This is a genomic window from Vibrio marisflavi CECT 7928 (assembly GCF_921294215.1).
In the GTDB taxonomy this organism is placed as follows: Bacteria; Pseudomonadota; Gammaproteobacteria; order Enterobacterales; family Vibrionaceae; genus Vibrio; species Vibrio marisflavi.
Genome location: NZ_CAKLDM010000001.1, coordinates 761,585 through 785,297, shown reverse-complemented (window position 1 = coordinate 785,297; position 23,713 = coordinate 761,585). Strand labels below are relative to the sequence as shown.

General features: G+C 37.9%; 28 protein-coding genes. 17 read left to right on the top strand and 11 right to left on the bottom strand.

Annotated features, from left to right (window positions below; all coding sequences use genetic code 11):
- Positions 1-5: 5 nt before the first annotated feature.
- The 3 genes from crcB (at position 6) to L7A31_RS03490 (ending at position 1,605) form a co-directional block, all read left to right on the top strand.
- On the top strand, positions 6-389 hold the full coding sequence (gene crcB, locus L7A31_RS03500) for a fluoride efflux transporter CrcB (protein WP_237360115.1): 384 nt from the start codon (positions 6-8) through the stop codon (positions 387-389).
- A 139-nt stretch (positions 390-528) separates the two neighbouring features.
- Complete coding sequence (locus L7A31_RS03495) at positions 529-861, top strand: hypothetical protein (RefSeq protein ID WP_237360114.1); 333 nt, start codon at positions 529-531, stop codon at positions 859-861.
- A 228-nt stretch (positions 862-1,089) separates the two neighbouring features.
- Positions 1,090-1,605, top strand: coding sequence for a YagU family protein (locus tag L7A31_RS03490; protein ID WP_237360113.1), 516 nt, complete (start codon positions 1,090-1,092; stop codon positions 1,603-1,605).
- Between the two features lie 595 nt (positions 1,606-2,200).
- On the opposite strand, the gene L7A31_RS03485 is transcribed toward L7A31_RS03490, so the two are convergent.
- The 4 genes from L7A31_RS03485 to L7A31_RS03470 form a co-directional block, all read right to left on the bottom strand.
- Positions 2,201-2,416 carry a helix-turn-helix domain-containing protein gene (locus tag L7A31_RS03485; RefSeq protein WP_237360112.1) on the bottom strand — a complete coding sequence of 72 codons (216 nt, stop codon included), beginning with the start codon at positions 2,414-2,416 and terminating at the stop codon, positions 2,201-2,203.
- 9 nt (positions 2,417-2,425) lie between these two features.
- On the bottom strand, positions 2,426-2,974 hold the full coding sequence (locus L7A31_RS03480; protein ID WP_237360111.1) for a DUF2975 domain-containing protein: 549 nt from the start codon (positions 2,972-2,974) through the stop codon (positions 2,426-2,428).
- A 206-nt stretch (positions 2,975-3,180) separates the two neighbouring features.
- Positions 3,181-3,567 carry a regulator gene (locus L7A31_RS03475; RefSeq protein ID WP_237360110.1) on the bottom strand — a complete coding sequence of 129 codons (387 nt, stop codon included), beginning with the start codon at positions 3,565-3,567 and terminating at the stop codon, positions 3,181-3,183.
- Positions 3,568-3,742: 175 nt separating this feature from the next.
- Entirely contained in the window at positions 3,743-4,168 is a 426-nt protein-coding gene (locus L7A31_RS03470) for a DUF2850 domain-containing protein (protein ID WP_237360109.1), read from the bottom strand.
- A 196-nt stretch (positions 4,169-4,364) separates the two neighbouring features.
- On the opposite strand from L7A31_RS03470, the gene L7A31_RS03465 reads away from it, so the two are divergent.
- Entirely contained in the window at positions 4,365-4,679 is a 315-nt protein-coding gene (locus tag L7A31_RS03465) for a hypothetical protein (protein WP_237360108.1), read from the top strand.
- Between the two features lie 221 nt (positions 4,680-4,900).
- On the opposite strand, the gene L7A31_RS03460 is transcribed toward L7A31_RS03465, so the two are convergent.
- Entirely contained in the window at positions 4,901-5,707 is an 807-nt protein-coding gene (locus L7A31_RS03460) for a substrate-binding periplasmic protein (RefSeq protein ID WP_237360107.1), read from the bottom strand.
- Positions 5,708-5,858: 151 nt separating this feature from the next.
- Here L7A31_RS03460 and L7A31_RS03455 point away from each other — a divergent pair, with 151 nt between their 5' ends.
- The 4 genes from L7A31_RS03455 to L7A31_RS03440 all read left to right on the top strand — a co-directional run bounded on the left by L7A31_RS03455 (position 5,859) and on the right by L7A31_RS03440 (position 10,134).
- Positions 5,859-5,999 carry a hypothetical protein gene (locus tag L7A31_RS03455; RefSeq protein WP_237360106.1) on the top strand — a complete coding sequence of 47 codons (141 nt, stop codon included), beginning with the start codon at positions 5,859-5,861 and terminating at the stop codon, positions 5,997-5,999.
- Between the two features lie 712 nt (positions 6,000-6,711).
- A complete protein-coding gene (locus L7A31_RS03450) occupies positions 6,712-7,488 on the top strand; it encodes a substrate-binding periplasmic protein (protein ID WP_237360105.1) in 777 nt (258 codons plus the stop codon).
- A gap of 822 nt (positions 7,489-8,310) precedes the next feature.
- Entirely contained in the window at positions 8,311-9,183 is an 873-nt protein-coding gene (locus tag L7A31_RS03445) for a hypothetical protein (RefSeq protein WP_237360104.1), read from the top strand.
- Positions 9,184-9,198: 15 nt separating this feature from the next.
- Positions 9,199-10,134: a LysR family transcriptional regulator gene (locus L7A31_RS03440; RefSeq protein WP_237360103.1), complete on the top strand. Its 936-nt coding sequence runs from the start codon at positions 9,199-9,201 to the stop codon at positions 10,132-10,134.
- Between the two features lie 150 nt (positions 10,135-10,284).
- Here the strand turns inward: L7A31_RS03440 and L7A31_RS03435 are convergent, their stop codons facing one another.
- Entirely contained in the window at positions 10,285-11,040 is a 756-nt protein-coding gene (locus L7A31_RS03435; protein WP_237360102.1) for a substrate-binding periplasmic protein, read from the bottom strand.
- 175 nt (positions 11,041-11,215) lie between these two features.
- A complete protein-coding gene (locus tag L7A31_RS03430; protein ID WP_237360101.1) occupies positions 11,216-11,545 on the bottom strand; it encodes a YnfA family protein in 330 nt (109 codons plus the stop codon).
- A gap of 202 nt (positions 11,546-11,747) precedes the next feature.
- On the opposite strand from L7A31_RS03430, the gene L7A31_RS03425 reads away from it, so the two are divergent.
- Positions 11,748-12,479, top strand: a complete 732-nt coding sequence (locus tag L7A31_RS03425; RefSeq protein WP_237360100.1) for a PilZ domain-containing protein — start codon at positions 11,748-11,750, stop codon at positions 12,477-12,479.
- Between the two features lie 198 nt (positions 12,480-12,677).
- Positions 12,678-13,244 (top strand): outer membrane beta-barrel protein, encoded by a 567-nt coding sequence (locus L7A31_RS03420; protein WP_237360099.1) that lies wholly within the window; start codon positions 12,678-12,680, stop codon positions 13,242-13,244.
- Between the two features lie 213 nt (positions 13,245-13,457).
- Here L7A31_RS03420 and rcnR read toward each other — a convergent pair whose 3' ends face one another.
- A complete protein-coding gene (gene rcnR, locus L7A31_RS03415; protein WP_237360098.1) occupies positions 13,458-13,730 on the bottom strand; it encodes a Ni(II)/Co(II)-binding transcriptional repressor RcnR in 273 nt (90 codons plus the stop codon).
- 132 nt (positions 13,731-13,862) lie between these two features.
- On the opposite strand from rcnR, the gene L7A31_RS03410 reads away from it, so the two are divergent.
- Together L7A31_RS03410 and L7A31_RS03405 are read left to right on the top strand one after the other, a co-directional pair.
- Positions 13,863-14,939, top strand: a complete 1,077-nt coding sequence (locus tag L7A31_RS03410; RefSeq protein ID WP_237360097.1) for a nickel/cobalt efflux protein RcnA — start codon at positions 13,863-13,865, stop codon at positions 14,937-14,939.
- Between the two features lie 291 nt (positions 14,940-15,230).
- Complete coding sequence (locus L7A31_RS03405; protein WP_237360096.1) at positions 15,231-15,479, top strand: hypothetical protein; 249 nt, start codon at positions 15,231-15,233, stop codon at positions 15,477-15,479.
- A 79-nt stretch (positions 15,480-15,558) separates the two neighbouring features.
- Here the strand turns inward: L7A31_RS03405 and L7A31_RS03400 are convergent, their stop codons facing one another.
- A complete protein-coding gene (locus L7A31_RS03400) occupies positions 15,559-16,479 on the bottom strand; it encodes a bile acid:sodium symporter family protein (protein ID WP_237360095.1) in 921 nt (306 codons plus the stop codon).
- Positions 16,480-16,739: 260 nt separating this feature from the next.
- Here L7A31_RS03400 and L7A31_RS03395 point away from each other — a divergent pair, with 260 nt between their 5' ends.
- A complete protein-coding gene (locus tag L7A31_RS03395) occupies positions 16,740-16,991 on the top strand; it encodes a hypothetical protein (protein ID WP_237360094.1) in 252 nt (83 codons plus the stop codon).
- A gap of 109 nt (positions 16,992-17,100) precedes the next feature.
- Here L7A31_RS03395 and lepB read toward each other — a convergent pair whose 3' ends face one another.
- Entirely contained in the window at positions 17,101-17,967 is an 867-nt protein-coding gene (lepB, locus tag L7A31_RS03390) for a signal peptidase I (protein WP_237360745.1), read from the bottom strand.
- Positions 17,968-18,210: 243 nt separating this feature from the next.
- On the opposite strand from lepB, the gene L7A31_RS03385 reads away from it, so the two are divergent.
- On the top strand, positions 18,211-18,402 hold the full coding sequence (locus tag L7A31_RS03385; protein WP_237360093.1) for a hypothetical protein: 192 nt from the start codon (positions 18,211-18,213) through the stop codon (positions 18,400-18,402).
- A 20-nt stretch (positions 18,403-18,422) separates the two neighbouring features.
- Here L7A31_RS03385 and L7A31_RS03380 read toward each other — a convergent pair whose 3' ends face one another.
- Positions 18,423-19,538, bottom strand: coding sequence for a tyrosine-type recombinase/integrase (locus L7A31_RS03380; RefSeq protein WP_237360092.1), 1,116 nt, complete (start codon positions 19,536-19,538; stop codon positions 18,423-18,425).
- 285 nt (positions 19,539-19,823) lie between these two features.
- Between L7A31_RS03380 and L7A31_RS03375 the strand changes: the two genes are divergently transcribed.
- From L7A31_RS03375 to L7A31_RS03365, 3 genes are all read left to right on the top strand, one after another.
- A complete protein-coding gene (locus tag L7A31_RS03375) occupies positions 19,824-20,762 on the top strand; it encodes a sensor domain-containing diguanylate cyclase (protein WP_237360091.1) in 939 nt (312 codons plus the stop codon).
- A gap of 278 nt (positions 20,763-21,040) precedes the next feature.
- Positions 21,041-22,783 carry a hydrogenase maturation protein gene (locus L7A31_RS03370; protein ID WP_237360090.1) on the top strand — a complete coding sequence of 581 codons (1,743 nt, stop codon included), beginning with the start codon at positions 21,041-21,043 and terminating at the stop codon, positions 22,781-22,783.
- Positions 22,784-22,920: 137 nt separating this feature from the next.
- Positions 22,921-23,691, top strand: coding sequence for an acetolactate decarboxylase (locus tag L7A31_RS03365; RefSeq protein ID WP_237360089.1), 771 nt, complete (start codon positions 22,921-22,923; stop codon positions 23,689-23,691).
- Positions 23,692-23,713 lie beyond the last annotated feature (22 nt).

The window sequence follows — 23,713 nt, the reverse complement described above, 5'->3', positions numbered from 1 at the left end:
GTTTTATGAATCAATTGTTAACATTATGTTACATTGCATTGGGGGGAGCATTTGGTGCTTGCTCTCGTTACTTAGCTACAGAGTTGTGTGCTACATTGTTAGGTAAAGGGTTCCCTTATGGTACATTTACAGTCAATGTCATTGGCTCTTTTATAATGGGGGTGTTAGTAGCTGCTCTTGAAAATGGAACAATAGCGCCAGAACCTTGGAGACAAATTATAGGTATCGGTTTTTTGGGAGCTTTGACAACTTTTTCAACATTTTCTATGGACAATGTTTTGCTATTGCAGGGTGGAGCTCTTTTCAAAATGAGTATCAATATAGTTTTAAACGTAACATTGAGCATATCTTTTGCTTGGGTTGGTTTCCAACTTCTCACCCGTTCTTAAGTGCTATTTATCTAACGGGGTAACTCAAACACGAGTTTTATGTGATTTAGTTCCACTAGTCATATCTACTATCATACTATAAATTTATAAAAAATAGGGTGCGAGAGAGCCTTATAACAATATATAAATGGGATAATATATGTTCATTCATAATAAGTACTTACCAGATGATTTTGATGATTATTTGATATTGAATAAAGAGTCCTTTGGTATGCCAAATGAGACAGCTTTTAGTGTTACATTAAATTATACCTTCGAAGGAGAATCTAGAAATTGGAAAAGAGTTTGGTATGTTTCAGATTTGGAAATAAAGCTCATGGAAGTCGATTTATTGGACCTTCCAAGTAAGACAATAAGCAATATTGCTCACGAGCACATTCACCGATTTAAGAAAGATATCAGTCTATACTTAAAGCAGATGAGCTATGAATTGATTTCTATAGAGAATGCTTTGTGTTTACGAGAAAAATGACTATCAGCAAAGGCAACTGTCTTTTTCCCACCCCTACTTTGGCACTCTTTACTTGTTTAAACGTTTTGGAATTAAACCTAGGGAAGTGAGTTATATGTTTTTCTTGCTTGCAATGATGTACTCCACTAGTTATTACACTCACTAGAAAATTACGGGTAAAACTTGATAGTGAAGATAGATAACATATAATCAATTTTAACTTACAGAATGACTACAAAGGATATTTTAATGAAAAATATTTTTGAAACTCGTGATAAAAAAGAACAACATATTATTATAGCAGTATATATAGGCATTATTTCTGGTATTTTTTCAGCTTTTGTTAAATCTGGATTTGAAGATTTACTCCCACCGAGGACAGCAGAGACAATACCGCCTCCAGTTGTGTTGCTACAAAAGCTAGGCATAAACGTTGATGGAATGACTTTTCACTGGTTAGGGTATACGGTAAATTGGGGGGGGAATGGAGTACATATTTTATTTTCAGTTGTAATCGCAATAGTTTATTGTGTAATTGTTGAGTATTTTCCTAGAGTTAGGTTGCTTCATGGTGTGCTTTTTGGCTTATTAGTTTCAATTTTTGCTCATGGCTTAGTAGTCCCTTTACTTGGTTTATCTGGTTGGCTTTGGACTGCTGGCTATCAACCCATAATTTCTGAGTTCGTAGGCACTGCTTTTTGGATGTGGTCGATCGAAGCAATAAGACAAAGTTTAAGGTTGACATGGACTAAACCTAATTGCTGATCTTCTAATTTACTCAACAGGTAAGGGCTATTCGTGTTTAGCGAACTACACTCTATGATTCTATCTTTCGTATTTAGCTAATACTCTCGAGTATTTAATAAGTTGGGATGCTTGGGCTTGTTCTTTAGGGGCGGACATTTCTAAGACGCCTAACGCAACGATTATCTGTTGAGGATCTACAATATGGCCTGTCGGTAGAATTAGGCTTTCTCCTATCATTTGAAAGCCTTTCCAAGATTTACCAATTCCAAGTTCCCTGCTCTCGTAAATCCTAATCAGTCTTATACATTCAGGTGGTATGGGTCGTTTTCCTTGATTCCATAGAGTGACGGTCCTCACGCTTTTAAAACAAAGTTCAGCGACTTGTTTTATAGTTAAAGTGCAGTTTATTTTTGTGAAAATTCCGAATTCATCGAGTTGAGTGCAATGGCTGTGCTTACGTTTCATTTTAAGCCCTTTCATTTAAAGGCTTGATATGAAACAAATTTAACATAAGCAGACATAACACGCACTATTGATTATAGTATTAATATATTGTATTCATATTAAAGTATTATCGTGAGATTAATCCTTAGCTGTTAAACTTTAATAAATATCACTCATCAGTATTTGGATGAAACTCTAATAGGTCCGCAGGCTGACATTCAAGTACTTCACAAAGTTTGTCTAGTGTCGATAAGCGTACAGCTTTGGCCTTACCATTTTTCAATACGGACAAGTTGGCTTCAGTGATGCCTATAGCCTTTGCTAACGCTTTTGAACGCATTTTTCGCTTGGCAAGCATGACATCTAGGTTTATCTCAATAGCCATGTCAGCTCCTTATACGGTATGAAGATTTTCGTCAGCAATCATGTAACCTTCTTTCATTACCCATGAAATGATCATAATAATTAGACCAAATAGCAAAGTAAGCAGATCTGCACCACCAAAACTGATGGCGAGCAATCGTTGCCCCGGGGGATTATTAAAAGACAAAATCAATATGATGACAGTTTTGTAAACAATTGAGCCAATAACCCAATAAAATACGCTGTAACCCAATTTCTGATAGAGTTTTGCATTCTCTAGCGAGAAGATATCACATTGTTCGTAGTTGCGGAAAAGTTTCACAAGGTTCCAAAGAGCATAAATCACAATACTGCTCAGTGCTAAGCTGGCAATGAGAGCAAGTAAGCGTGTTAAGAGTGAAAGTGGCACGTGTGTAAGCTTATTGATATCAAAACTAAGATTGATGATGCCCAAATGTGTTAGGTAATCATCTGGCGTATTAACAGTTAACCAAAAGTAGCAAACCATAATAGGTAACAGCAACATGAAGCATTGCAAAATAAAGCGTACACGACGGCTTTGTTTCTGGATATTGGGCATAAATAGTTCCTTTCATTAAATGGTAGGCAAAGATTAATCATATTTATTGCGTTTTTCAATAATTAATTATCGTTTTACAACAATTAATTGCTGCTTGCCATCTGGTTTGGAGATCATTTAACCTAAAGTTCTATAGCCGAGTTATTGCTCACTCGCGGTTTAGATGACAAATAATCACATTAAACGTAGATCTTGATAGCGTGTAACTATCTTTTATATTTTGCTAAAACTCTCGAATATCTAAGAAGTTGAGATGCTTTCGCTTGTTCTCTCGGTGCTGAAACTTCTAGGACACCTAAAGCGATGATTATTTGCTGCGGCTCTACTATTTGCCCCGTTGGCAGAGCCAAGCGCTCTCCTATCATTTGAAACCCCTGCCAAGGTTTTCCGATTCCAAGTTCCCTACTCTCGTAAATACGAATAAGTCGGATGCATTCAGGTGGTATTGCTCTTTTCCCTTGATTCCATAGGGTGACTGTTCTCACACTTTTAAAACAAAGTTCAGCGACTTGTTTTATCGTTAACGTGCAGTTTATTTTTGTGAAAATTCCGAATTCATCGAGTTGAGTGCAATGGCTGTGCTTACGTTTCATTTTAAGCCCTTTCATTTAAGAGCTTGATATGAAAAAAATTTAACATAAGCAGGCATAATGCGTACTAATGACTATAGTATCAGTACAACCTGCAGATATAATATAAATAATATTCATTGAGTATTTCTATCGAGTAGTAACCATAACCCTTTTATGGCTTATTAGTGTTTGATGCTTACTTTTCTTGAATGGCTTTACGTAGCGTTTCGAATCGTGCTGGCTTTGAATTGTCCTGTAACTCTTTTTCGTAACCCTTTTTAATGAACTTTTTATTTGGAGTTGCTGGCACAGTTCGATGTAATTGCGGAAGGCCAAAAGATTCTGTTAGCTTGTAAACCGTGTTTCCAGCGCCAGTCCCAATATAGACATGCGAACCATCAAACTTAAACTGATTCGTAATTAATCGAGAGTTTTTGTACACGCCTTTAGCATTTATTACTAATATGTCTGTAGAATATGACGGAGCACCTATTTCAATCCACTCTCCATGTACACGCGTATGATCAACATAATCTAAATAAGCTAAATAAGCTCCGATGATCGCTACGACGAGTATAGCGGTTAGCATAGTGAAAAGGATATATTTACTGGCAGTTGACATACATGTCCCTAACTATCCCATTTATAAAAATTTTCGTTATTCCCTTAATTCAATATTATAGCTATATATCTAGAACCGATCTAAATATGGCTCGACTGAACGTTATTTTCATGTATATCAGCATAAAAACTCGCAGATTATGCTACACTTATATGTATGCGTACGCATATGTTTTTTTTATCGCGGGAGTGATGTCATGTCAGGGAATAATATTGGACAAATACTAAATGCCTTTTCCAAGTTTGAGTCAAAGCTTGTTGAACAGTCTGGCATGCTGAAAGAGCTAACAGCAAAGGTCAACTCGTTGGAAAACCAAAATAAAAAATTGGTGGATATAGTACAGAAAATGCAACAATCAAGCCCCACAAAAAGCAACCAAGTCGATCAACAAAAGCACAATTTTCAAGACAAAGTAGAGCAGCATTTGTGCTCTATTGAAGAGAAATCTAAAAAGACACTGGAATTAGTAAAATCCAATACTGGGAATAGTAAAAAACGAGCATGGCCATAAGTATATTTCTAAAAAATTGATTGTATAGAAAGCTTTTTCAACCATTTTTATCTTTTAATTGAGCTAAAACTCTCGAGTATTTAAGAAGTTGAGGTGCTTTTACTTGTTCGCTTGGCGCCGACGCCTCTAGAACACCTAACGCAACTATAATCTGTTGAGGCTCTACTATCATTTGAAACCCTTGCCAAGGTTTTCCGATTCCTAGCTCCCTACTTTGATAGTTAGTAGTACTTTTTGTATATTTTGGATGTTACGCCCTCTTTTTTCATGTCCGCCAACGCATCGGAGAGTTTTTTTGCAATAGAATCTGGGCTGAACGTTACGGGTGAATTTGTAGCACTGATTGGTTGATTGGCATCATAGTTTTTATTTGGAATCTTATTGTAATTTTTGGAATTTAGTGAGAAACCTAAATACATTGGTTCTACGTTACTACAGCATTCTTGAACTCTTAGGTTAGGCATAGGGTTCTGTTTCAGGGCATAAAGCAAACTATCCTTGCTGTAAAAATAGATATCCGCACTACCATTACTAATTAGCTTCATAACATCTAGAGTTGTTGCTTCTTTAGGAGACTTTTTAGGGATCTCTAATTTCAGTAGATCTGGGCTTCCATAAGGTAAAATTTCAGTTGGTTTGGCCTCTAATATGTCTTCTCTATTTTTAAAGTCAGGAGAATCAACTCTAGTGAGTAACGCATATGAGCTGGTAAGCCCATTATTGATATAACCGAAATTTTCTGCTCTTTTCTTAGTAAATTTGAGTCCAGGATAAAAGTCTATTTTTCCACTTACTATCATATTCATGATTCGTTTTTTAGGTTTTCTTTCAACAGTTAAGCTACATCCAATACGATCTGCTGCAGTCTTAAACAACTCAAAGTAAAGTCCATTATTATCCGGTGCTTTGCCAATCAAGGGAGGCTTCTCATTTGTTCTGTACCCCATAATTAACTCACAGCTATAAGCTGGGGAGATCACTAAAGTGGCAAGTACAGAATAAAAAGCCGTGCGCATCAGATATTTCATAATGGTGTCCTAATAAATGTTTTCCTAGTATTAGCATAGGAGCTAATACTCAAATATCTACTTCGTTTATTGGCAAATAAGCGATAACCAATAACCAAAGCTCTCTATAGAGTGGCAGTGTATAGAACAAAAATTGTGGTGGACATGTACTATGGTTGATTACAACGAAATGAAACAGCGGCTGATGGGGCTTGTCTATAAACTTTATGAGATAGAGAACCTTGAGGTTGGTCATGACCGTGATAAAGCGGTGAAAGATTCCTGCGACATTTCTATAAAGTGGGCAATTTAATTTGCTGATATATTTTTATATGATAAAAATAATAACAAAGTATTCAAGGTATTAGTTTGAAATCATGATTATTATTTAACTTCTAGTATTTACCTATAGTTAACCACCACCAACCTAGCCTATAAAATAAAAAACAGGTGGTGTTATTTATGAAATATTTATTGACTATTATAAGCTTACTATTAATAGCTATTACGAGTGTGTATAGCCATGCTGATGGTAAGCAACAAAATTTGTATCTAGGTTGCTATGCAAACGGCTCGTTACAGCCAGCAGGATCTCAAGTTCACATCAATGGAAGATATTACACATGTACTAAAGATGCGACGGCCGGATACCCGGCGAGTGGTAGTAAATATAAATGGGTTCTTATCCGTAAAACCTATGGTAACAAGGCTCCTTAGGTTGATTTTATTTTTACCCTATCCTATTGAAGCACTAAGAAGCAGGGACGCTTTGAGTATTTTCTATTCTGATAGCTATAGAACACTTAATGCGATGACTAATTGCAGAGATTCCAACATTAGGTCTGTTGCTAGTGCCAAAAACTGTCCTATCACTTTAATACCTTAAAATTCTTATCTATATCAAGCTCTCAGCCCTAATAAATACTATATACAGTACAGACTGTTACAGTTATCTCGTATGGCTTATATTGAACAATGACTAAACAATTTCTACGCTTAATAAAGTAATATTTTTAGGTGTCCGTATGATATGTTTAGTTAATTGCCTCAAGTTAACCTTGTGTCTTTTACTCTCTTTATTTAGCGCTTATGCATACTCTGACACTATTACAGTAGCTGCTTACTCTCCGCCAAATAACCCCTATTTTTTCGCTGCAAGTGAGAATAAAGGGATCGTCAATGATATATTCAGCGAGCTTTCGAAGATAACTGGAGATACGTATGTGTTTAAGTATGTCCCCCCTGCTCGAGCCATTTTCCTCTTTGACAAAGGAGATCTCGATATAGAGGCATCAGTAAACCCTAGTTGGCGAATGGATGTTAAGGTTAAAGGGATCTACTCTATTCCGTTTGATAAAGCCAAAGATGTTATCGTTTTTCGAAGTGGACAGAAAGTACCAGTCAGCTCACCAGAGAGCTTGAAAGGACAAGTAGTAGGAACTGTCAGGGGATACGTCTATCCATACTTTGAGACTGCATTTAAAGATGGCGTTGTCATTAGACGCGACAATACGACAGAATCCCTTTTGTTAATGCAGCTTCTTGCTGGGCGGTTCAATCAAGTACTACTAGACCTTCGAAAATTGCAGTATGAACAGTTGAAGCACCCTGATTATCGAAGTTTCGAAGTCGGTAATTGTATTGGTGAAACTGACGTGATGATGCGCATCCACCCTCAAAAGAAAAATATAGTTCAAGGCATAAATGACGGACTTAAGCAAATGTTGGATACAGGGGTTATGGCCGCTATATACAGTAAATATCAGCTTAAAGGTCATGAAGTCATCGCTAATTGCAATTGACAGTTAAAGCATGACGCTCGTAATGCCAATTAAGTGTATTCATATTCCTGTTGCCTTACTCCGTCGCCGTCGAAAAGAAGCGGCGGTGCAAGCGAAGTAAAAATCGACTGCAAATAACTCTACCCTTGCAGGTGATTTATATCATTAGCAACCATTGCTCTTTCTTTCTCCTTATGCAAATCAGTCAAGTACAATGTCTCTGCCAGTACGTTTCATATTAATCTATCACATTAAACCTTTTACAAGAGCGCAATATATGTGTTGTTATTGCGACGCTTATTGATACTAATGGTTGTATATCCATTTGTATTTAATAAGTTATTGCTTTTGAAATATGCCTTATTTTTTTGATTACCACCTCTACAACTCTTTCGCAATTAATGTTCCACTTTAATGCGTGTATATAAAACAAACAAAACAGGTGACTTTTTCTAACGGTATTAATTCTTAGTGCTTAAAGTAATTCAATTACAAAACGCTCTGCTTTTCTATAGCAGAAGTTAGGTTCAGATAGGTCAATGAACCTTTACTTAGTAAGTGTTTTCTCAATAATTCAAAAGTTTAACGACGAGAACGCATCACTATTCCTTATGGCTTACGGTATAAAAACCATTGACAGTTACCCAAATCAAAACATATGATCCATGTCACAAAACTGGAGGTTGGTGCAATAATTTCCTTTAAAGGTTGTCTTTTGTAGCAATTCGATTTTGTTGTTAATTTCTTAAGTGGGAAAACTTACCACAGCAATTTCGGGCCATTCCATTAACTGGAACTACAAATAAAATCAAATAATTATAATATTTAAGTCAGGTTCAAAGCATGAGAATAAATAGATCAGAATTCCTTGGTGCAGCACTCCGAGTAAATAGCCATAAGTTAGCAGAAGCTTTCAGGAATAGAACATTCATTTATGGCACAACTGGAAATGGTAGTATAGTAGGTGAATTTATAAAAAAAATGGGATCTAAAGCTAAGGTCGAATTAAATATTTATGACCCAGGCAGAAGGATAAATGAATATATTAAGAACAATCATCAGATGATGGATCTATACTATGGTCAAGCCGGCACATCATTACATGAGCTAAGGGATCCCATTATTGCGGAGTTCGTACACTATACAATGAAGTTTCAAGGAACCTTTGATGCGAATACATCTGGACGAGAATCTTATTTAAAGTCATTCTACACCAAAATAGAAGGTTGGGATAAAAGTACCCCTTCAAAAGACACGTACAATGGACTAACGGCTACGCAAGAAATGTCACGTATCATTCGTTGGGGGGTATATATGTATGGAGGCACAATTATATTTGAAGGTAAAGATGTTTTTTATTCACAAGTGTTTGATCGCAATGCACCAAGAGTTGGAGACACTGATTTAGAGGCTAGAGAGTTATTTGAATACTTTACCCCAAATAAGTCTAATGTTTCTTTTGGTAAAGGGAGTGTAATTTTTCATTGGGAAGGAAGAGAAATTGTCCCTACGCAAAGTCATTTCCTTGAGAATTGGGTATGGGCTCCAAATCAAACGCACTCTTTTAAAAACCACGGTAAAAATATAGATCGAAATAGCCTTCTTCCGATATGGAATAACTTTTTGCCGAGAAACAGTCACAATGGTCTTAGAGGTCAAAAGAAGTTTAGGGAACTTGCTAGGCTTCAGATTCAGAAAAATATGTTTTTGAACTAATGATGTAATTAAAGCATGCCAGTAAAAGAAGTTTTAAATGTAGAAAACTTAACTCATATTCGTTATTTCTTATCTGTTTATGATTTAGGAAGTTTTTCTAAAGCAGCAAAGTATTGCAATGTTTCTCAACCTACAATTTCAAAAAGCATCCGGAGCTTAGAACAGTCCTGTAACCTCGTTTTATTCAATCGTGACACTAGGAGTCTAAGACCAACTGAGTCTGCTCATCAGCTTTACCCAAAGTGCCTTGAAGTGTACTTTTCTATGAAATCACTTTCCAAGACAATAGAGGTGATCCATGGTGGGGACTATGGAGAGATAAAAATTGGTTTTGGAAAGCTTATTGGCTCCCTTGGTAGCATACTTATTTCTAAAGTCGTATCAAAATATCAGAATATAAAGGTATCTGTTATTGAAGCAGACACGTCTACGCTGTATCGTGATTTAATGCAAGGTGAGTTGGACTTTATTATTTGCCATGAAAGTGACCCAGTATTCGAAGGTGGTGTTGACAAAATAATATGTAATTCATTTAGCAGTGTTAGAGTCAGTGCAGTAGCTTCCCCTAAAGCCAACTTTTTAAGAAATGGAGACAACCTAATAATGTATCCTTGGGTTTTTCCAGACTTTAAGGTTTTGCCATCAGTTAAAAATAATTTTTACAATGACTACTATAAAAAGATTATCGCAAATGGCTGTGTCATTTATAAGTTGGATAATATAGACGCGAGGCTAAAACTTGTTTTGACGGGTAAGGCTGCAACTGTAACTGCAAATGCATTAGCAAACAAGTATGTAAAAACCGGGCAGTTAAAGAAGCTGCCTGTTGATATAGATGATGTTAACTTGTCAGTTATTAGGTTAAGTAACAAGCCTTTATCAAAAAAGGCTGTGAAAATCCTGAAAGCAATGGATAAATACCTTTCAGTTCTTAACAATAAAGAATACTGAATGCCCTACTCTGCATGTTACAGACTATGCTCATTGGCTAAATCTTGAGTGAGTATTGCGTTCTAATGTATATCATTAGTCAGTTAAGTATTCAGTCTCTGGTACACAGCCTACTGTTCTAATTTAATGCCTGATTGATTGTGATCGGGCTTATAAATTAGTATTTCTAGTATGTTGTTTATACTTAGCTAAGATTTTTTCATAACTCCCATTTTTTCGAGTTTCGCTAAGACCTTGATTAAATTGAGCGATAAGTCTTTCAGATTGCTCCCCTAGCTTCTTACTTGCGAGCACATACTGATGGTTCTCCAATACTGGTTTATCGCTATGAGTGATTGCATCTCTATACTTTTGTGGCAGCCGAGACAGTAAGTAGTAAGCAGCATGAACATCTATTGGTGTGGCATCAATTCTACGGTTGTAGAGCTTTTGGAGTGCGATTGTGTCAGTCTTCGCTAACTCAACTTCGACTCCCGCATTGTTTAACACTTCAATGTGTGAGTAGCCGAGTGTAGAACCAATACGATAAGAGCTCAGGTCTTCGAAGCTAGACCATGAGAATTGACTTCCTTTAATGAAAAAGAATACCTCTTGAACTGGATAAAGAGGTAAAGAATAGTAAAAGTCTGCTTCCCTGGTTTTCGTTTTAAACCAGGCAAAAGTGAAATCAACCTTGCCTAACCTTGCTTCTTCATAGGCTCTTTTCCATGGCACCCACCTTATTTCAACTTGGTATCCTACGGCTTTAAATGCTTCGGTTACTATTTCTTCAGCAAGTCGGGCCTTTGGATCATCTTTTGACGTATAGGGAGGGTAATCTCCAATCGCGGCCACTATAGTTTGACTAAACGAATTAGCAGAAATGCAGATCATGAACAATAAAATAGAAAGCTTTAGGCTGTACATCGTTTACTTTTGAGTAATTACTTATTTATAAAAACTAGTTCAAAAAGTAAGTCTTGGATAGCACTGTGAAAGTGTAGCGGAAATTATCTTCACTTGTGTATTTTGCCAAAACACTTGAGTACCCAAGTGTTTTGAAGAATGCATAGCGGATTTCATAAGAGGTATATGTCGATAACTAATTATTGCCAAAGTATATTATGGCGACCCCAAATAAGATCACTAAGCCGCCAGTGATATCCCACCGAGATGGCACAACTCTTTCGATTCCCCAAAGCCAAAGAATTGCAGTAACAACATAAATTCCACCGTACATAGCATAGGTTCGCCCTGCGTCATCCGGGTGTAGCGTCAGCAGCCACGAAAATACGGTCAAACTCAGCGCTGCAGGAACTAGTAGCCATACAGACTTATTTTGGTTAAGCCATAAGTAAGGCAGGTAGCATCCAATTATTTCAGCAATGGCGGTGAGAAAAAACAAACCTACAAAATACGTACTTTTTATCATAAAAGAAACAAGGGAACGAAGTTAAGGGCAGACGATATAACGGCTGAAGGCTTGTTGTCAATGTTAATTGTTCGCATTCGCAAATACCGTACTAAGAGTAGTTAACCTAAAGTAGTTACTCGAACCAAGAGGAGAACGTCACTTTTTGCTAAGCTTAATACAGACAAAGTCTCGACTAGAAATAGTATCAAGGAAAGCAATAATGCCAAATCATCATACAACAACGGAAAAAGGCGAAATCGCCCTTTCTCTTGTCGCTTCACTTAGTGATATTGCTTGCTGCATTGTTTCACCAAAGGATGAAAGCATTCGGTATCGCGCTAAATATATCGGGATGCTTTCTGGGAACCTTATTCTGCTTGAAGCCATTAATATTAATGATGATGTGATAAATGCCTTTATTAAAACTGAACATTACGTTAAAGCATGTGCTCTATCTCCTCGCGGGGAAGGAAGTAAAGTGTTTTTTCGTAGTAGAATCAGGCATATAATCCCTTTGGGGAAACGTAGAATCCTGGTGCTTTCTTTACCAAAGGAGGCAAAAGTAAAACATGGCATTCGTTCACAAGCCCGTCTTGACACAGTATTGCGTGGAATAATCTCACCTAACGACCAGCCTATAGAGTGTGAGATCCATGATTTCTCGCCTCAGGGGTGCCAAGTATTCCTATCCCTTGATTGCCCAGTATTCAAAAAGGGCGAAACTCTAGAGCTTCAATTAAACGATGATATAGAACCAGATAAATTGCACTTACTTCAAGGGTGCATTAAAAATACAACTCGTTCTAATCAACATAGAAAATACGGGATACACTTTTTGCCTGAATCTCATGATGCGGCTGTAAGAATACTCGACAGAATGACTTTTGATGTATCAACACACCAGTTTATTTTGTCTAGTAAGCCTCTAGAAAGTAGTGAGGACAGCGAATAAGTACCAATTTCTATTGCTGCATTGACCTGCACAGTTGCCACCATTTAGCCCAGATGAACCACCTACTTCTAATCGATATGCATATTCAGTGACTTTTATAAATGACAGAATCATTCTTGATAGTGATAAAAAATACTGGAATAAAAAACAACGTTCAATATAATGCGCGTTTTGAAATCTTGGTTGGATCGTAACTCTATGCGCAAACAGACATTAATAAATATCTTGGTAGCAATCTCTGCAGTTGGTTCAGCATCTGCTTATGCCAATACTGACAATTACCAGAACGTTTTTGGTTTTGGGCTTGGATATGGAAGTATGACAACAAAGACTGAAGCACAGCAAGCGGAAGACAACGATACGGTTGCGACTGAGTTATATTATCGCCGTATGCTCGCGAATAACTATGGCGTAGAGTTAGGCTACAAGAATGCATCGGAAGGGTTTACTTCTGTTTTTAGCCCAATCTCTGAGGTGCAGAACGTAACATATAGTGGTCCTCGAGTTAGTGGTTACGCTAGTTACCCGTTAGGTGCTGGCTTCGAAGTGTATGGCAAAGCTGGTTTGACTTACTACACGACAGATTACACGTTGGTTAAAAACAGCACATCGCGTGATGTAAAAGATTCTAGCTTAGGCGGTGAAGCTGCTGCTGGCATGGCTTGGCATTACGGTCACATTGGTTTTAGCTTAGAATACAATTACGCGAAAGATAGCAATATCGATTCTCCAATGGTGATCTTCGGGACTAACTTACGCTTTTAATAAGTGACTCGCGACTTTCAATCTAATCTCCATGTGTTTTAGCTATCTTTGGCTAATGCCTTCTGTAAGGATTCCTTTCTTAAAGAGGAAATCCTTACTTTCTATCTATCACAGGCTCTTCGGATCAAGAAAGTGCAAATTGAATTCAGTAATCGGTAGCTGAAATAGTTTCTTATGAACCTCTAAATTTCGAGTAATCTACTTCTCTATTAGTTATTTGATATAAGAGTCCAAAACTTTAAGTATGACTTCCATATCTGCTTCGCGTTGCTCTTTATCTTCTTCTAACACTACGTGCTCGAATAAATGGCCTTTAATCACTTCTCGCATTAAACCATTGACTGCTCCTCGAATCGCAGCAATCTGTTGTAAAACATCTTGGCATTGATGCTCTTCATCAAGCATTTTTTTTAGCCCATTTACCTGACCTTGTATTTTGCTTACCCGAGCTTTGAGTTTTTTTTGGTCTTTGGTGGTATGTGACATAGCGTATCTTCTGTTGAAATTAAGGTGAGTCAGTCTACCTGATAATGTAGCACTTAATTTATACTGGGGGGTAGTATTATATACTAGGGGGGAGTATAGTTTGGGCGAGTTTAGAATAACAAGAGAACAAAAATGAATTTCGTCGCACTACTACAACAAGGTCATGGGTGGTTTTTTATACCAAGCGCTATTCTACTTGGGGCTTTACATGGCTTAGAGCCAGGACATTCGAAAACAATGATGGCGGCTTTTATCGTTGCCGTGAAGGGTACAGTGAAGCAAGCTGTGATGCTTGGCGTGGCTGCAACACTTTCACATACTGCGATCGTATGGCTAATTGCATTTGGAGGAATGTACATCAGTCAACAATTTACTGCTCAAGCTGCTGAGCCTTGGATGCAACTTATTTCTGGGGTCATCATTGTATCAACAGGATTGTGGATGATATCGAAAACTTGGAGTGATGAACGTGCATGGAGAAAAGCACACGGCCATAGTCACGATTGGACAACACAAGTTGTTGACACTGGGCATGGGCACGTGTCTCTTTCTATCGTAGGTGATGGATTACAACGTCGTTTCCGGTTAGTGACACTGCATGGAAAGCCATTGAATGCGAAAAATGTTAGGCTTCAAGTTCCAAACCAAACTAGTCAACGCTGCGAGTTTTTAACATTTTCTGAGCAAGAAGGAAACTTAGAAACTACTTCATGTATTGAGTACCTAGACAACCTTTCTGTAACGCTGATTATAGGGCACCACGACCACTCGCATGATTTTGATGTGCACTTTAACTCCCACTCATCAACAGGCGCTGAAGATAAAGAATATCAAGATGCTCACGAACGATCACATGCTGTAGACATACAGAAGAGATTTCAAGACAGGAATGTAACCAACGGTCAAATATTATTGTTTGGCTTAACCGGAGGTTTAATCCCCTGCCCAGCTGCAGTTACTGTTCTTCTTATTTGTTTACAACTAAAGGCAATGTCACTTGGTGCGACGCTGGTGGTTTCATTCAGTATTGGTTTAGCTCTTACCTTAGTGTCAGTAGGTGTTATCGCTGCAGTAGGTGTGCAAAAGGCTACCTCTAAGTGGAGCGGTTTGAATGATATCGCCCGTCGAGCACCTTATCTTTCAGGAATTTTGATTGGTGCAGTAGGTTTATATATGGGAATGCACGGTTACATCTCACTTGTAGGGTAAGTGTTGTCAATTAGAACTACATATGGCTCTATTACATTAAATAGAGCCACTATTGTAAAAGACTTTAGCAAATAAAAGAACATCCGAGATTTTAATTACGCAATTGGCTTTTCTTGTACAACAGTTTCCCATAAATATTTTATATGCCTTCGGATTAATGAAGATATAACAAATAGTTATGAGTCAGCCTGAGCTTTTTCAACTTGAGTTAGTAAAGTTGTTAAAGGTTTGTAATTCTATCGAGAATCTTATAGATTGGATCTGTACATTATTTATTATAAGGACAACGCTATGGCTAAATTTGAACCTATATCTGCTATGAAGCATTCAATGGAATACAAAGGTATTAAGTGCTATGCGGCGTTATATCAATCTAAAAATCCCGTCGGATTTGGCGTTAAAGTACAGATAGGCCAAGACGCCCTGCCCTATACGCTTATGGATGACTCAAACCAACCTTTGATCGTTGACAGCAAAGAGGAAGCGATCCTCCTTGCACAAGACCACTCTTATGAAGCGGTGGCAGAAGCGACAGCTTAGTGAAAACGCGCCCACGCTAAGGATTTCTAGGTGGGCGCAATAACTATGACGGGTATAACTATACTACTTTATGTTCCAATCAAGACTTAATTTCTTCTTTTTCTCTAGACCAAAATCCAGCCAATATTGATCCTGATATATTATGCCAAATGGAGAATATAGCCGCTGGTGCGGCAGATAAAGGACCAAAGAATTTAATACTCAACGCAGCGGCAAGCCCTGAGTTCTGCAAGCCCACCTCTAAGCATATAGTTTTACTTACTTTATGATTGAAACCAAGTAAACGGCTTACAGAATAGCCGAGTGTTAAGCCAATGCCATTGTGAAGAATTACAGCTAAAAAAATGATTGGACCAACTGTCCTGAGGTTGTGAGCATTTAAAGCAACAATAATCATAATTGCAAAAACAATCGCAAGCATAGATATCATCGGCAGTAGACTGGAAACTTTAGTGACGGGCTTACTGAAGTAATGGTTGACGAATAGTCCAATGAGAACAGGTATTAGCACTATTTTTAGCAAGCTATAAAGCATGGCTGTGACTGGGATATGGATTGTTGCTCCGACTAGTAAATCTGTAAGAAGTGGAGTTAGCAATACCCCCACTAGTGTAGATAACGCTGTCATAGTTATTGATAGAGCAACGTCACCTTTAGCTAAGTAATTCATAACATTAGAAGCCGTTCCTCCTGCCACACTTCCAACTAGCACCATTCCAACCATCAACTCTTTGTTTAAACCAAGCATCATGCTCACGCCAAGAGCCCCAAGTGGCATAACACTGTATTGTAAAATCAGCCCTAAGAGTACAGCGGTCTTTTGTGCAAACGCATGTTTAAAGTCGCCAATGGTTAATGTTAGCCCCATGGAAAGCATGATAATGACTAGTAGAGGAACTATTAAATAACTTAGGCTTGTAAGAAAATGAGGAAATAGATACGCGAAAATGGCGCCTAGTATTGCAAGAATGGGAAAAAGCCGAGTTGTGTTTGTTTGCATCGTTCTTCCTTTAAAGGTATATAGTTTTGAGCTAGTACTAAATACGCAAACCTGCCGCGTGTCAATTGCCAACAGTGCACTATTGTACAATTTATCAAATAGATAAGTGGCATTCGACACACGAATTATCGAGCCTATTTATGAAGCGTGTTGGGTTGTTAATTGGTAGGCCTTCACGGTTCCGTAACAATTATTCGCTTTATCAAGAGAGTTGACTAATGTAGTAAAAGAACAATACGCATATATGGAATTGCGCGAGTATGATCACGGAAGAATCAGGAATACACAAAGGTATCAATTATAAGGTTTACGCGAAATATTCTCGCGAGTGGAATGGTTTTAGTGTTAGCTATTCTTTTGCTTCACCTGAAGACGAGGATGGCATTAGTAAAAAGTTTAACGAAAGCTTAGAAAAGAATGAGCAGCTATATATTTTTAACGAGGAATCAGAAGCCTTGATTGCAGGGCACAACGAAGCTGTTAATCATATCTGTAGGGTTTTGAACAGCTAATTTAATTGTTGAATAGATATTGAGCTATGTTGCTTTCTTAGCTTTATAGGATAGAGGGGCAAAGTCATTAGTTTGCCCCTTTTGTATATCTGTTGAGCTAAAATTTTATCTAAATGGTACCAATACGTTTGAATCGTACACTACTCGGTATCCAGCTCGGTTCCCAAGAGCTAGCCTTATGATTGAACGCAAAACTCATCCAAATGAACGTAGCTTTTCCAACAAGGTTTTTCTCGGGAATAAAACCCCAGTAACGGCTGTCATCACTATTATCTCTGTTGTCACCCATAGCAAAATAGTGTCCCTTAGGCACTATCCATTCACCAATTTCTGCGCCGTCTTGTTGGTAGTAACTTAGGTATTGTTCTGGAAGTACAGGATCTCTAAGAATCATATGATTTACAGACCCTAAATGCTCCTTATATTCGTTAAGAGTTGTTCCTAGTTCAGTAAACTTCGTTGGTCCGACGTAGGATTTGGGAACTTTAAAGGCTGGCTTGCATGTTTCGCCGCTTTTACATGCTGGTTTTATATACAAGGTCTTGTTTCGATAAATAATAGTATCACCAGGTAGACCAACTATTCGTTTTATTAGGTCTATTTTTGGGTTCTGCGGGTCAACGAATACGGCAATATCACCACGTTTTGGTTCACCAGTATGGATAAGGGTTTCATGAAAAACGGGATCTCTTAGGCCATAAGCAAACTTCTCTACAAGGATAAAGTCACCGGGCAAAAGCGTCGGTTCCATAGAGCCACTTGGAATTTGGAACGGCTCGACAATAAACGATCTGAGTATAAATACGACTAACAGTACAGGGAACAACGAACGGGATTGAGTAATCCAACCAGAAGTTTTCGATTCATTTGCATCATTTGCTTGGCGTTTCTTTTGCCAAACAAACTTGTCTAAACAATAAACTATTCCAGTTCCAAGAGTTGCAATGGTGAGTATTAAAGAGAATAAGTCAGCCATATTGGCAAATGAAAACATAGTAAGTACCTAAGTGATTCGACGTCGCAATGGGATAAACAGCATCCCACAAAGCCTTTTGGACTGTTTTTATGTGACCAAGTTCACTTTAAAAGTGAAGTTTTTTAATCATGAAATTTGTCACATTGTTTACAAAATTAAGTGAAATACCTCGCAAATAATTTGGTGTTATTGTTATTCAAACCTATGCTTATCGAGACAACGTCAAATAATAAGGCTAGAACAATGAAAGTAGATCTTAATGCATCTAGGCTTCAAACTTATGAAGCGATGAAAAACATCCTCGAAGATATTGACTTGCTCTCCTCTGAATACACAAAGCTACTAAGTGATGACTCAGAGATCAATAGTGAAACTACCAAGCATCTGCGCGACAAATTAAAGTCCCTCGCATCGAAAGCAAGTGACTGTAGGTAGTGGAACGTATTGATTACGATCTAGATTTGTAATGAAACGGTTGCTAGGTCTTCGGTGTCAATGTTCCTCAAATAGCGCATTGGCATTTGCACTGAAGTCCAATCTCCCGACTGCATCAGCTGAGTAATAGAAAGGTTTTTTATTAAGTATCCATCTTGTACACCACCTACTCTGCCGGAATGTCCGGACCAAGGTCGCTCGCAAGTAGAAGCGAATTGATGTCCATCGTTTAAAAGTAAACGATATAGACGTTGAAATGCGGAGTCTACAGCGCGGCCACTACAAGGGACAGTCGGGTTTAATGCGCGCCCTCTTTTCGACATATGCGAAAAGATATAGTCATCGTCCTCTAAATGTTTCGAAAATGGTAAATAGAACTTTAAAAACACTTGTGCGAATTCGTTTTGTATCAGTTTGGGTTTAACCGTAGTAGTTGTTTTAGATCGTACTCTAGATATCAATACTTTACAGTCTGAATGTACATCTACATGTTTTTTTCTTACTTTGCCTAACTCTCCTTCTCGCAACATCGTAGCATATGCTGTTGCGACTAAAGCTAAGTCTCGTCTTTGGAGTAAATTCGACTGGTCAACGATGACAGTCAGTCTATCAAAATCATGTTTACGAAATGCAGACGCTTGCTTAGGCTGGATCATTCGCCCGGAGATATCGGCTTCATCATTAATCAGTGACTTTAAAAAACCTCGAATTTCTTTCCCGTGCAATGGGGTTATATCTTCAAACAGACCGAAAAAATAACAAAGCTGCGCATAATACTGTTTGATCGTGTTAACAGACTTCCCTTCAAAGACTTTATCCATTAGAAAAGACATAAAAAACTCGGTGTTCACTGGGATTGAGTACGCACCGTTGCGAGCACAGTAAGAATCCCAAGTTCTAATGCATGTCGCTAGCATTTTTAAAGAATTGGCAGAGATACCGTGCCGTTCTCTATCAAAGCGGTTCCAACGACTCAACACGTCGTTAAAGTTTGGAAGCGAAGGATCAATACAATCTCTAATATCAGGCAATGTTACTTTAAATCTTTCTAACGCAGACTTCCGTCCTTTCCACCTTTCATCTAGTTTTCCATAGAGTGTATCTCTTAATTCAAACTGAGAACGTCTAGCTGTCATATCTACCTAATAAGTAAGTATAAATTTAAACGTTACGATGTAACGCGTATTGATGTGGTGGCGCTATATCTATGCCGTAATATAATGATAATTATATTACGGCAAGAAAAGAAATCAAGGTAACATCTTGAATGTAAAGAAAAATATTTCTCCATTGAATTGTGGACAATTTGAAATTCAGACTAATGTTTGTGATATCGCCCCATTTTATTGTTATTTCTATCAAAGGTTTAGGACAATCATCGTACTATTTGATAAAGAATGCATAAAAAGAGCGTTAAACCAGTGTATAAGCCCCCTTTACCTGAAGATGAAAATGATCGGTTACGTGCCTTACACAGCTTAAAAATACTAGATACCCTACCTGAAGAAAGATTCGACAGAGTAACGCGTTTAGCACGCTATTTATTCAATGTGCCTATTGCTGTTGTTAGCTTAGTTGATCAAAACCGCCAATGGTTTAAGTCTATTTATGGTTTAAAAGTGACACAAACTTCTAGAGATATTTCGTTTTGTGGCCACACTATATTGGATCGAAAACCTCTTATCGTAGAAGATGCGACATCTGATCCTAGATTTACTAGAAACCCGTTGGTTTTAGGGGATCCAAATATTCGATTTTATGCCGGGGTTCCTCTTTTATACGATGAAAAACTAAAGTTAGGAACGCTTTGTATCATCGACAGCCAACCACGAGTTCTGAACGAAACTCAGATTCAAGACCTAACCGATTTAGCAAAAATGGTAGAGCGCGAGCTTTCAACAAGCCTAAGCTCAACGGTCGATGAATTGACTTTTCTATCTAACAGGCGCGGATTCTCATGCCTTGCGAAAAAAGCACTACGTTACTGTAAATTTTGCCGCTACCCTTTTTCACTTGCCTATATCAGGTTTGATGGAGTTAAAAAAGGCGGTGATAAATCAACGCTTAAATTATTTGCACAACTTGTAAGTAACATGTCTAGAGATTCCGACATACTCGCTCGAGTTGACGAAGATGTATTTGTGATTTTCATGGTTGGCGCGATAGAAAGAGTTGCTCTAACAGCAATTAGCCGGTTAAAAAAGGCAGCAGTCTTAAATGTTGATAGCCGTGGAATCAAACAGAACCTCAGCTTCGAATACGGCGTCGCTTCTGGAAGCTACACCGACGAATTAACAGTAGCTGGACTAATTGGTTTTGCGTATCAAAACATGAGTGAAAAAATTAACGCTACACATTAACCTCCCATTAGTAGTTCATTCAGACTAATAAGGAGCCCTAGCCCTAATGCCCTTTAAACCTTAACAAGATCATATTTGATTCGAGAACGTGAATCAGGCGTAGTTTGGTTTATTCCATAGTTTCCGACACACTTAGTTATAGTGCATTAAGGTTGTTTTAATTGTGATTAACTTAATTTAGAACAAAATATGGTTAGGGATAATTGTGTTATTAATACTGCGTAACTCCATATTTACGTGTCACAGGGGCTATTTTTACTAACGCCATCAAGATAATCATGAAAATACTATTAATATCAACTGCCTTTAACGGCATGACACAAAGAATTAGACAAGAACTGCTCCAATCTAACCACACAGTATCAGTCGAACTCGCAATTTCCAGCAAGCATATGCTTGAAGCAGTCGCACTTTTTAAGCCAGACCTGATTATTTGCCCTTTTCTAACTAAACGAGTACCGGCAGAAATTTGGCAAAATAATCCTTGCTTGATTGTTCATCCTGGAATTGAAGGCGATCGAGGGCCCTCCTCTATCGACTGGGCTATATTACAAGAAAAAAATAGTTGGGGAGTCACGCTATTACAAGCATCTGATGAAATGGACGCAGGTAATATTTGGGGAACAGCTAACTTTGCGTTACATTGTAACTATTCCAAATCCAAGGCGTATCGAGGTGAAGTGATACGAATCGCTTCTAAATTAGTAGGTTATGCCGTGCGAAATGTAGAAAATAATACCATTTCGACTAGAGCCTTAGACTACACAAACAAAAACGTTAAAGGCCAATTAATGCCGAAAATGGATCAGTCCATACGGAAAATTGATTGGCTATTAGACGATACTAAAACAGTATTGAGAAAGATACGTTGTGCAGATAGTTGCCCGGGCGTATTAATAAATATCGCCGGACAAAACCTCTATGCTTTTGGAGCTTATCAAGAAAAAGAGCTAGTTGGCCCCCCCGGTAATGTAGTGGCTACAAATCATGACTCAGTATGTATCGCAACAATTGATGGCGCGGTGTGGATTAGACAATTTAAAGTAAAACCTACTAACGGTAACAAAACGCTTAAGCTTCCCGCGTCTTTAGTACTTAATAAATTTAGACAACCGTTACCAACCTACTTACCAAACAAAGATATTGTAAATTATGACCTCGGTTACCTAGGGGATGAAATATCTATTGAGTTTAAAGGTAATGTTGCCTACTTACACTTTGATTTCTACAACGGAGCTATGGACACGAACCAATGCGCAAGGTTGACAGATGCTTTTCTAAGTCTAAAAGATAACAATGATATAAATGTCATTGTGTTGATGGGCGGAGATCAATTCTGGAGTAACGGTATACACTTAAAAGTTATTGAATCAACAGAAAATCCTGCGGAAGAATCGTGGAAGAATATAAACGCCATTGATGACCTAGTACAAGAAATACTGCTGTGCGAAAACAAACTAACAGTAGCGGCAATTAGAAACAATGCTGGAGCAGGTGGCGCAATGATGGCGCTAGCATGTGATAAAGTAGTTGTTCGTGACGGTGTAATACTAAACCCTCACTATAACACAATGGGCTTATATGGTTCTGAGTATTGGACATATACCCTACCGAAGCGAGTTGGTCAGAAAATGGCAGACAAATTAACTACTGAGTGTCTCCCTATACTAGCGAGCTATGCGAATAAGATTAACTTCTCAGATGAACTATTTGACGAGGATTGGCGAAAATTTCATTGTCAACTGGAAAGCTACTGCAAAAATTTAGCCGAAATAGTCACATTCCCGGACAGAATTTTAACCAAGAAACTAGAAAGAGAAATAAATGAGTCTATTAAACCCCTAGATGAATACCGAAGGCAGGAGCTTTTGTATATGCATGAATGCTTTTTCGACGAGAAAAGCTTGTATCATATTGAAAGGAAAAAGTTTGTTTACAAAGAACCTGTACTTGAAACGCCAAAAAGGCTCGCAATACACAGAGTTCATCAGCATAACCTCGATTTAGAAATATTAAGGTGACCTATTGTTGAATTAGCTCGAATAACTTTAAAAATTGGTTGTATTTTTGGCACCTAAAGTTGCAAATCAGTAGATATCATTGTGTTTTCACGTAATGTAGCGTTGTAGCCACTATTAACAACATTACTACTTATACTATGAAAAAAACACTGACAACATTGGCGATCGGTAGCGCATTCATTAGCTCACTTGCTTTTGCACAAGGAACTGAATACCAATACGGCACTTCATCTGCTTTAGTTGCAGGCCAAATGGGAAAAGTGACGACAGTAAAACAAGTTAAAAAGCACAATGACTTAGGCTTAGGTGCTGGTGTTGGATTAGGCGAAGTCATTATGGTTAATGGACATGCTTATATCGCTGGCCCACATGGAAAAGGGAAAGAGATGAAGCCTAGTGATGGGCTTTCCTATATGACCGCGACTGAATTTAAAGCAACAAAAACGATAACGGTTAAAAACATTCAAAGTATCGCAGAGCTTCAAAAAGTCATTAAATCATTAGAAAACAACGATCAACTAATGTATGCGATCAAAGTGACTGGCGATTTTAATAACGTTGAGGCTCGAAGTGAAAACTATCAGACGCCGCCATACACACCAATAGTAAGCTGGATGAAAACCAACCAAAATGTGTTTAACTTCAAGAACACTAAAGGAACGTTAGTGATCTTCCAGTCACCTAAATTCATGGATGGTATCGGCGTACCTGGTTTCCACACTCATTTCTTGAGTAGTAATCATAAACAAGTTGGCCATGTTTTCGATGTAAACATTAAAAACGCGACTATTGAACTACAGCCATTAAAAGACTTAAAGCTAAGCCTAAGAACAAACCTGTCCCCTGTAGTACAACATGGAAATAAAGATATGTCCGGGTTTAGTCAGCTCGAAACCAATCATTCTTAGATTTTTATAGCCGGTAATTACT

Bases quoted from the DNA above. Each gene is read 5' to 3' on its own strand.
- crcB (WP_237360115.1), top strand. From the start codon at position 6: ATGAATCAATTGTTAACATTATGTTACATTGCATTGGGGGGAGCATTT.
- L7A31_RS03495 (WP_237360114.1), top strand. From the start codon at position 529: ATGTTCATTCATAATAAGTACTTACCAGATGATTTTGATGATTATTTG.
- L7A31_RS03490 (WP_237360113.1), top strand. From the start codon at position 1,090: ATGAAAAATATTTTTGAAACTCGTGATAAAAAAGAACAACATATTATT.
- L7A31_RS03485 (WP_237360112.1), bottom strand. From the start codon at position 2,416: ATGGCTATTGAGATAAACCTAGATGTCATGCTTGCCAAGCGAAAAATG.
- L7A31_RS03480 (WP_237360111.1), bottom strand. From the start codon at position 2,974: ATGCCCAATATCCAGAAACAAAGCCGTCGTGTACGCTTTATTTTGCAA.
- L7A31_RS03475 (WP_237360110.1), bottom strand. From the start codon at position 3,567: ATGAAACGTAAGCACAGCCATTGCACTCAACTCGATGAATTCGGAATT.
- L7A31_RS03470 (WP_237360109.1), bottom strand. From the start codon at position 4,168: ATGTCAACTGCCAGTAAATATATCCTTTTCACTATGCTAACCGCTATA.
- L7A31_RS03465 (WP_237360108.1), top strand. From the start codon at position 4,365: ATGTCAGGGAATAATATTGGACAAATACTAAATGCCTTTTCCAAGTTT.
- L7A31_RS03460 (WP_237360107.1), bottom strand. From the start codon at position 5,707: ATGAAATATCTGATGCGCACGGCTTTTTATTCTGTACTTGCCACTTTA.
- L7A31_RS03455 (WP_237360106.1), top strand. From the start codon at position 5,859: ATGGTTGATTACAACGAAATGAAACAGCGGCTGATGGGGCTTGTCTAT.
- L7A31_RS03450 (WP_237360105.1), top strand. From the start codon at position 6,712: ATGATATGTTTAGTTAATTGCCTCAAGTTAACCTTGTGTCTTTTACTC.
- L7A31_RS03445 (WP_237360104.1), top strand. From the start codon at position 8,311: ATGAGAATAAATAGATCAGAATTCCTTGGTGCAGCACTCCGAGTAAAT.
- L7A31_RS03440 (WP_237360103.1), top strand. From the start codon at position 9,199: ATGCCAGTAAAAGAAGTTTTAAATGTAGAAAACTTAACTCATATTCGT.
- L7A31_RS03435 (WP_237360102.1), bottom strand. From the start codon at position 11,040: ATGTACAGCCTAAAGCTTTCTATTTTATTGTTCATGATCTGCATTTCT.
- L7A31_RS03430 (WP_237360101.1), bottom strand. From the start codon at position 11,545: ATGATAAAAAGTACGTATTTTGTAGGTTTGTTTTTTCTCACCGCCATT.
- L7A31_RS03425 (WP_237360100.1), top strand. From the start codon at position 11,748: ATGCCAAATCATCATACAACAACGGAAAAAGGCGAAATCGCCCTTTCT.
- L7A31_RS03420 (WP_237360099.1), top strand. From the start codon at position 12,678: ATGCGCAAACAGACATTAATAAATATCTTGGTAGCAATCTCTGCAGTT.
- rcnR (WP_237360098.1), bottom strand. From the start codon at position 13,730: ATGTCACATACCACCAAAGACCAAAAAAAACTCAAAGCTCGGGTAAGC.
- L7A31_RS03410 (WP_237360097.1), top strand. From the start codon at position 13,863: ATGAATTTCGTCGCACTACTACAACAAGGTCATGGGTGGTTTTTTATA.
- L7A31_RS03405 (WP_237360096.1), top strand. From the start codon at position 15,231: ATGGCTAAATTTGAACCTATATCTGCTATGAAGCATTCAATGGAATAC.
- L7A31_RS03400 (WP_237360095.1), bottom strand. From the start codon at position 16,479: ATGCAAACAAACACAACTCGGCTTTTTCCCATTCTTGCAATACTAGGC.
- L7A31_RS03395 (WP_237360094.1), top strand. From the start codon at position 16,740: ATGATCACGGAAGAATCAGGAATACACAAAGGTATCAATTATAAGGTT.
- lepB (WP_237360745.1), bottom strand. From the start codon at position 17,967: ATGGCTGACTTATTCTCTTTAATACTCACCATTGCAACTCTTGGAACT.
- L7A31_RS03385 (WP_237360093.1), top strand. From the start codon at position 18,211: ATGAAAGTAGATCTTAATGCATCTAGGCTTCAAACTTATGAAGCGATG.
- L7A31_RS03380 (WP_237360092.1), bottom strand. From the start codon at position 19,538: ATGACAGCTAGACGTTCTCAGTTTGAATTAAGAGATACACTCTATGGA.
- L7A31_RS03370 (WP_237360090.1), top strand. From the start codon at position 21,041: ATGAAAATACTATTAATATCAACTGCCTTTAACGGCATGACACAAAGA.
- L7A31_RS03365 (WP_237360089.1), top strand. From the start codon at position 22,921: ATGAAAAAAACACTGACAACATTGGCGATCGGTAGCGCATTCATTAGC.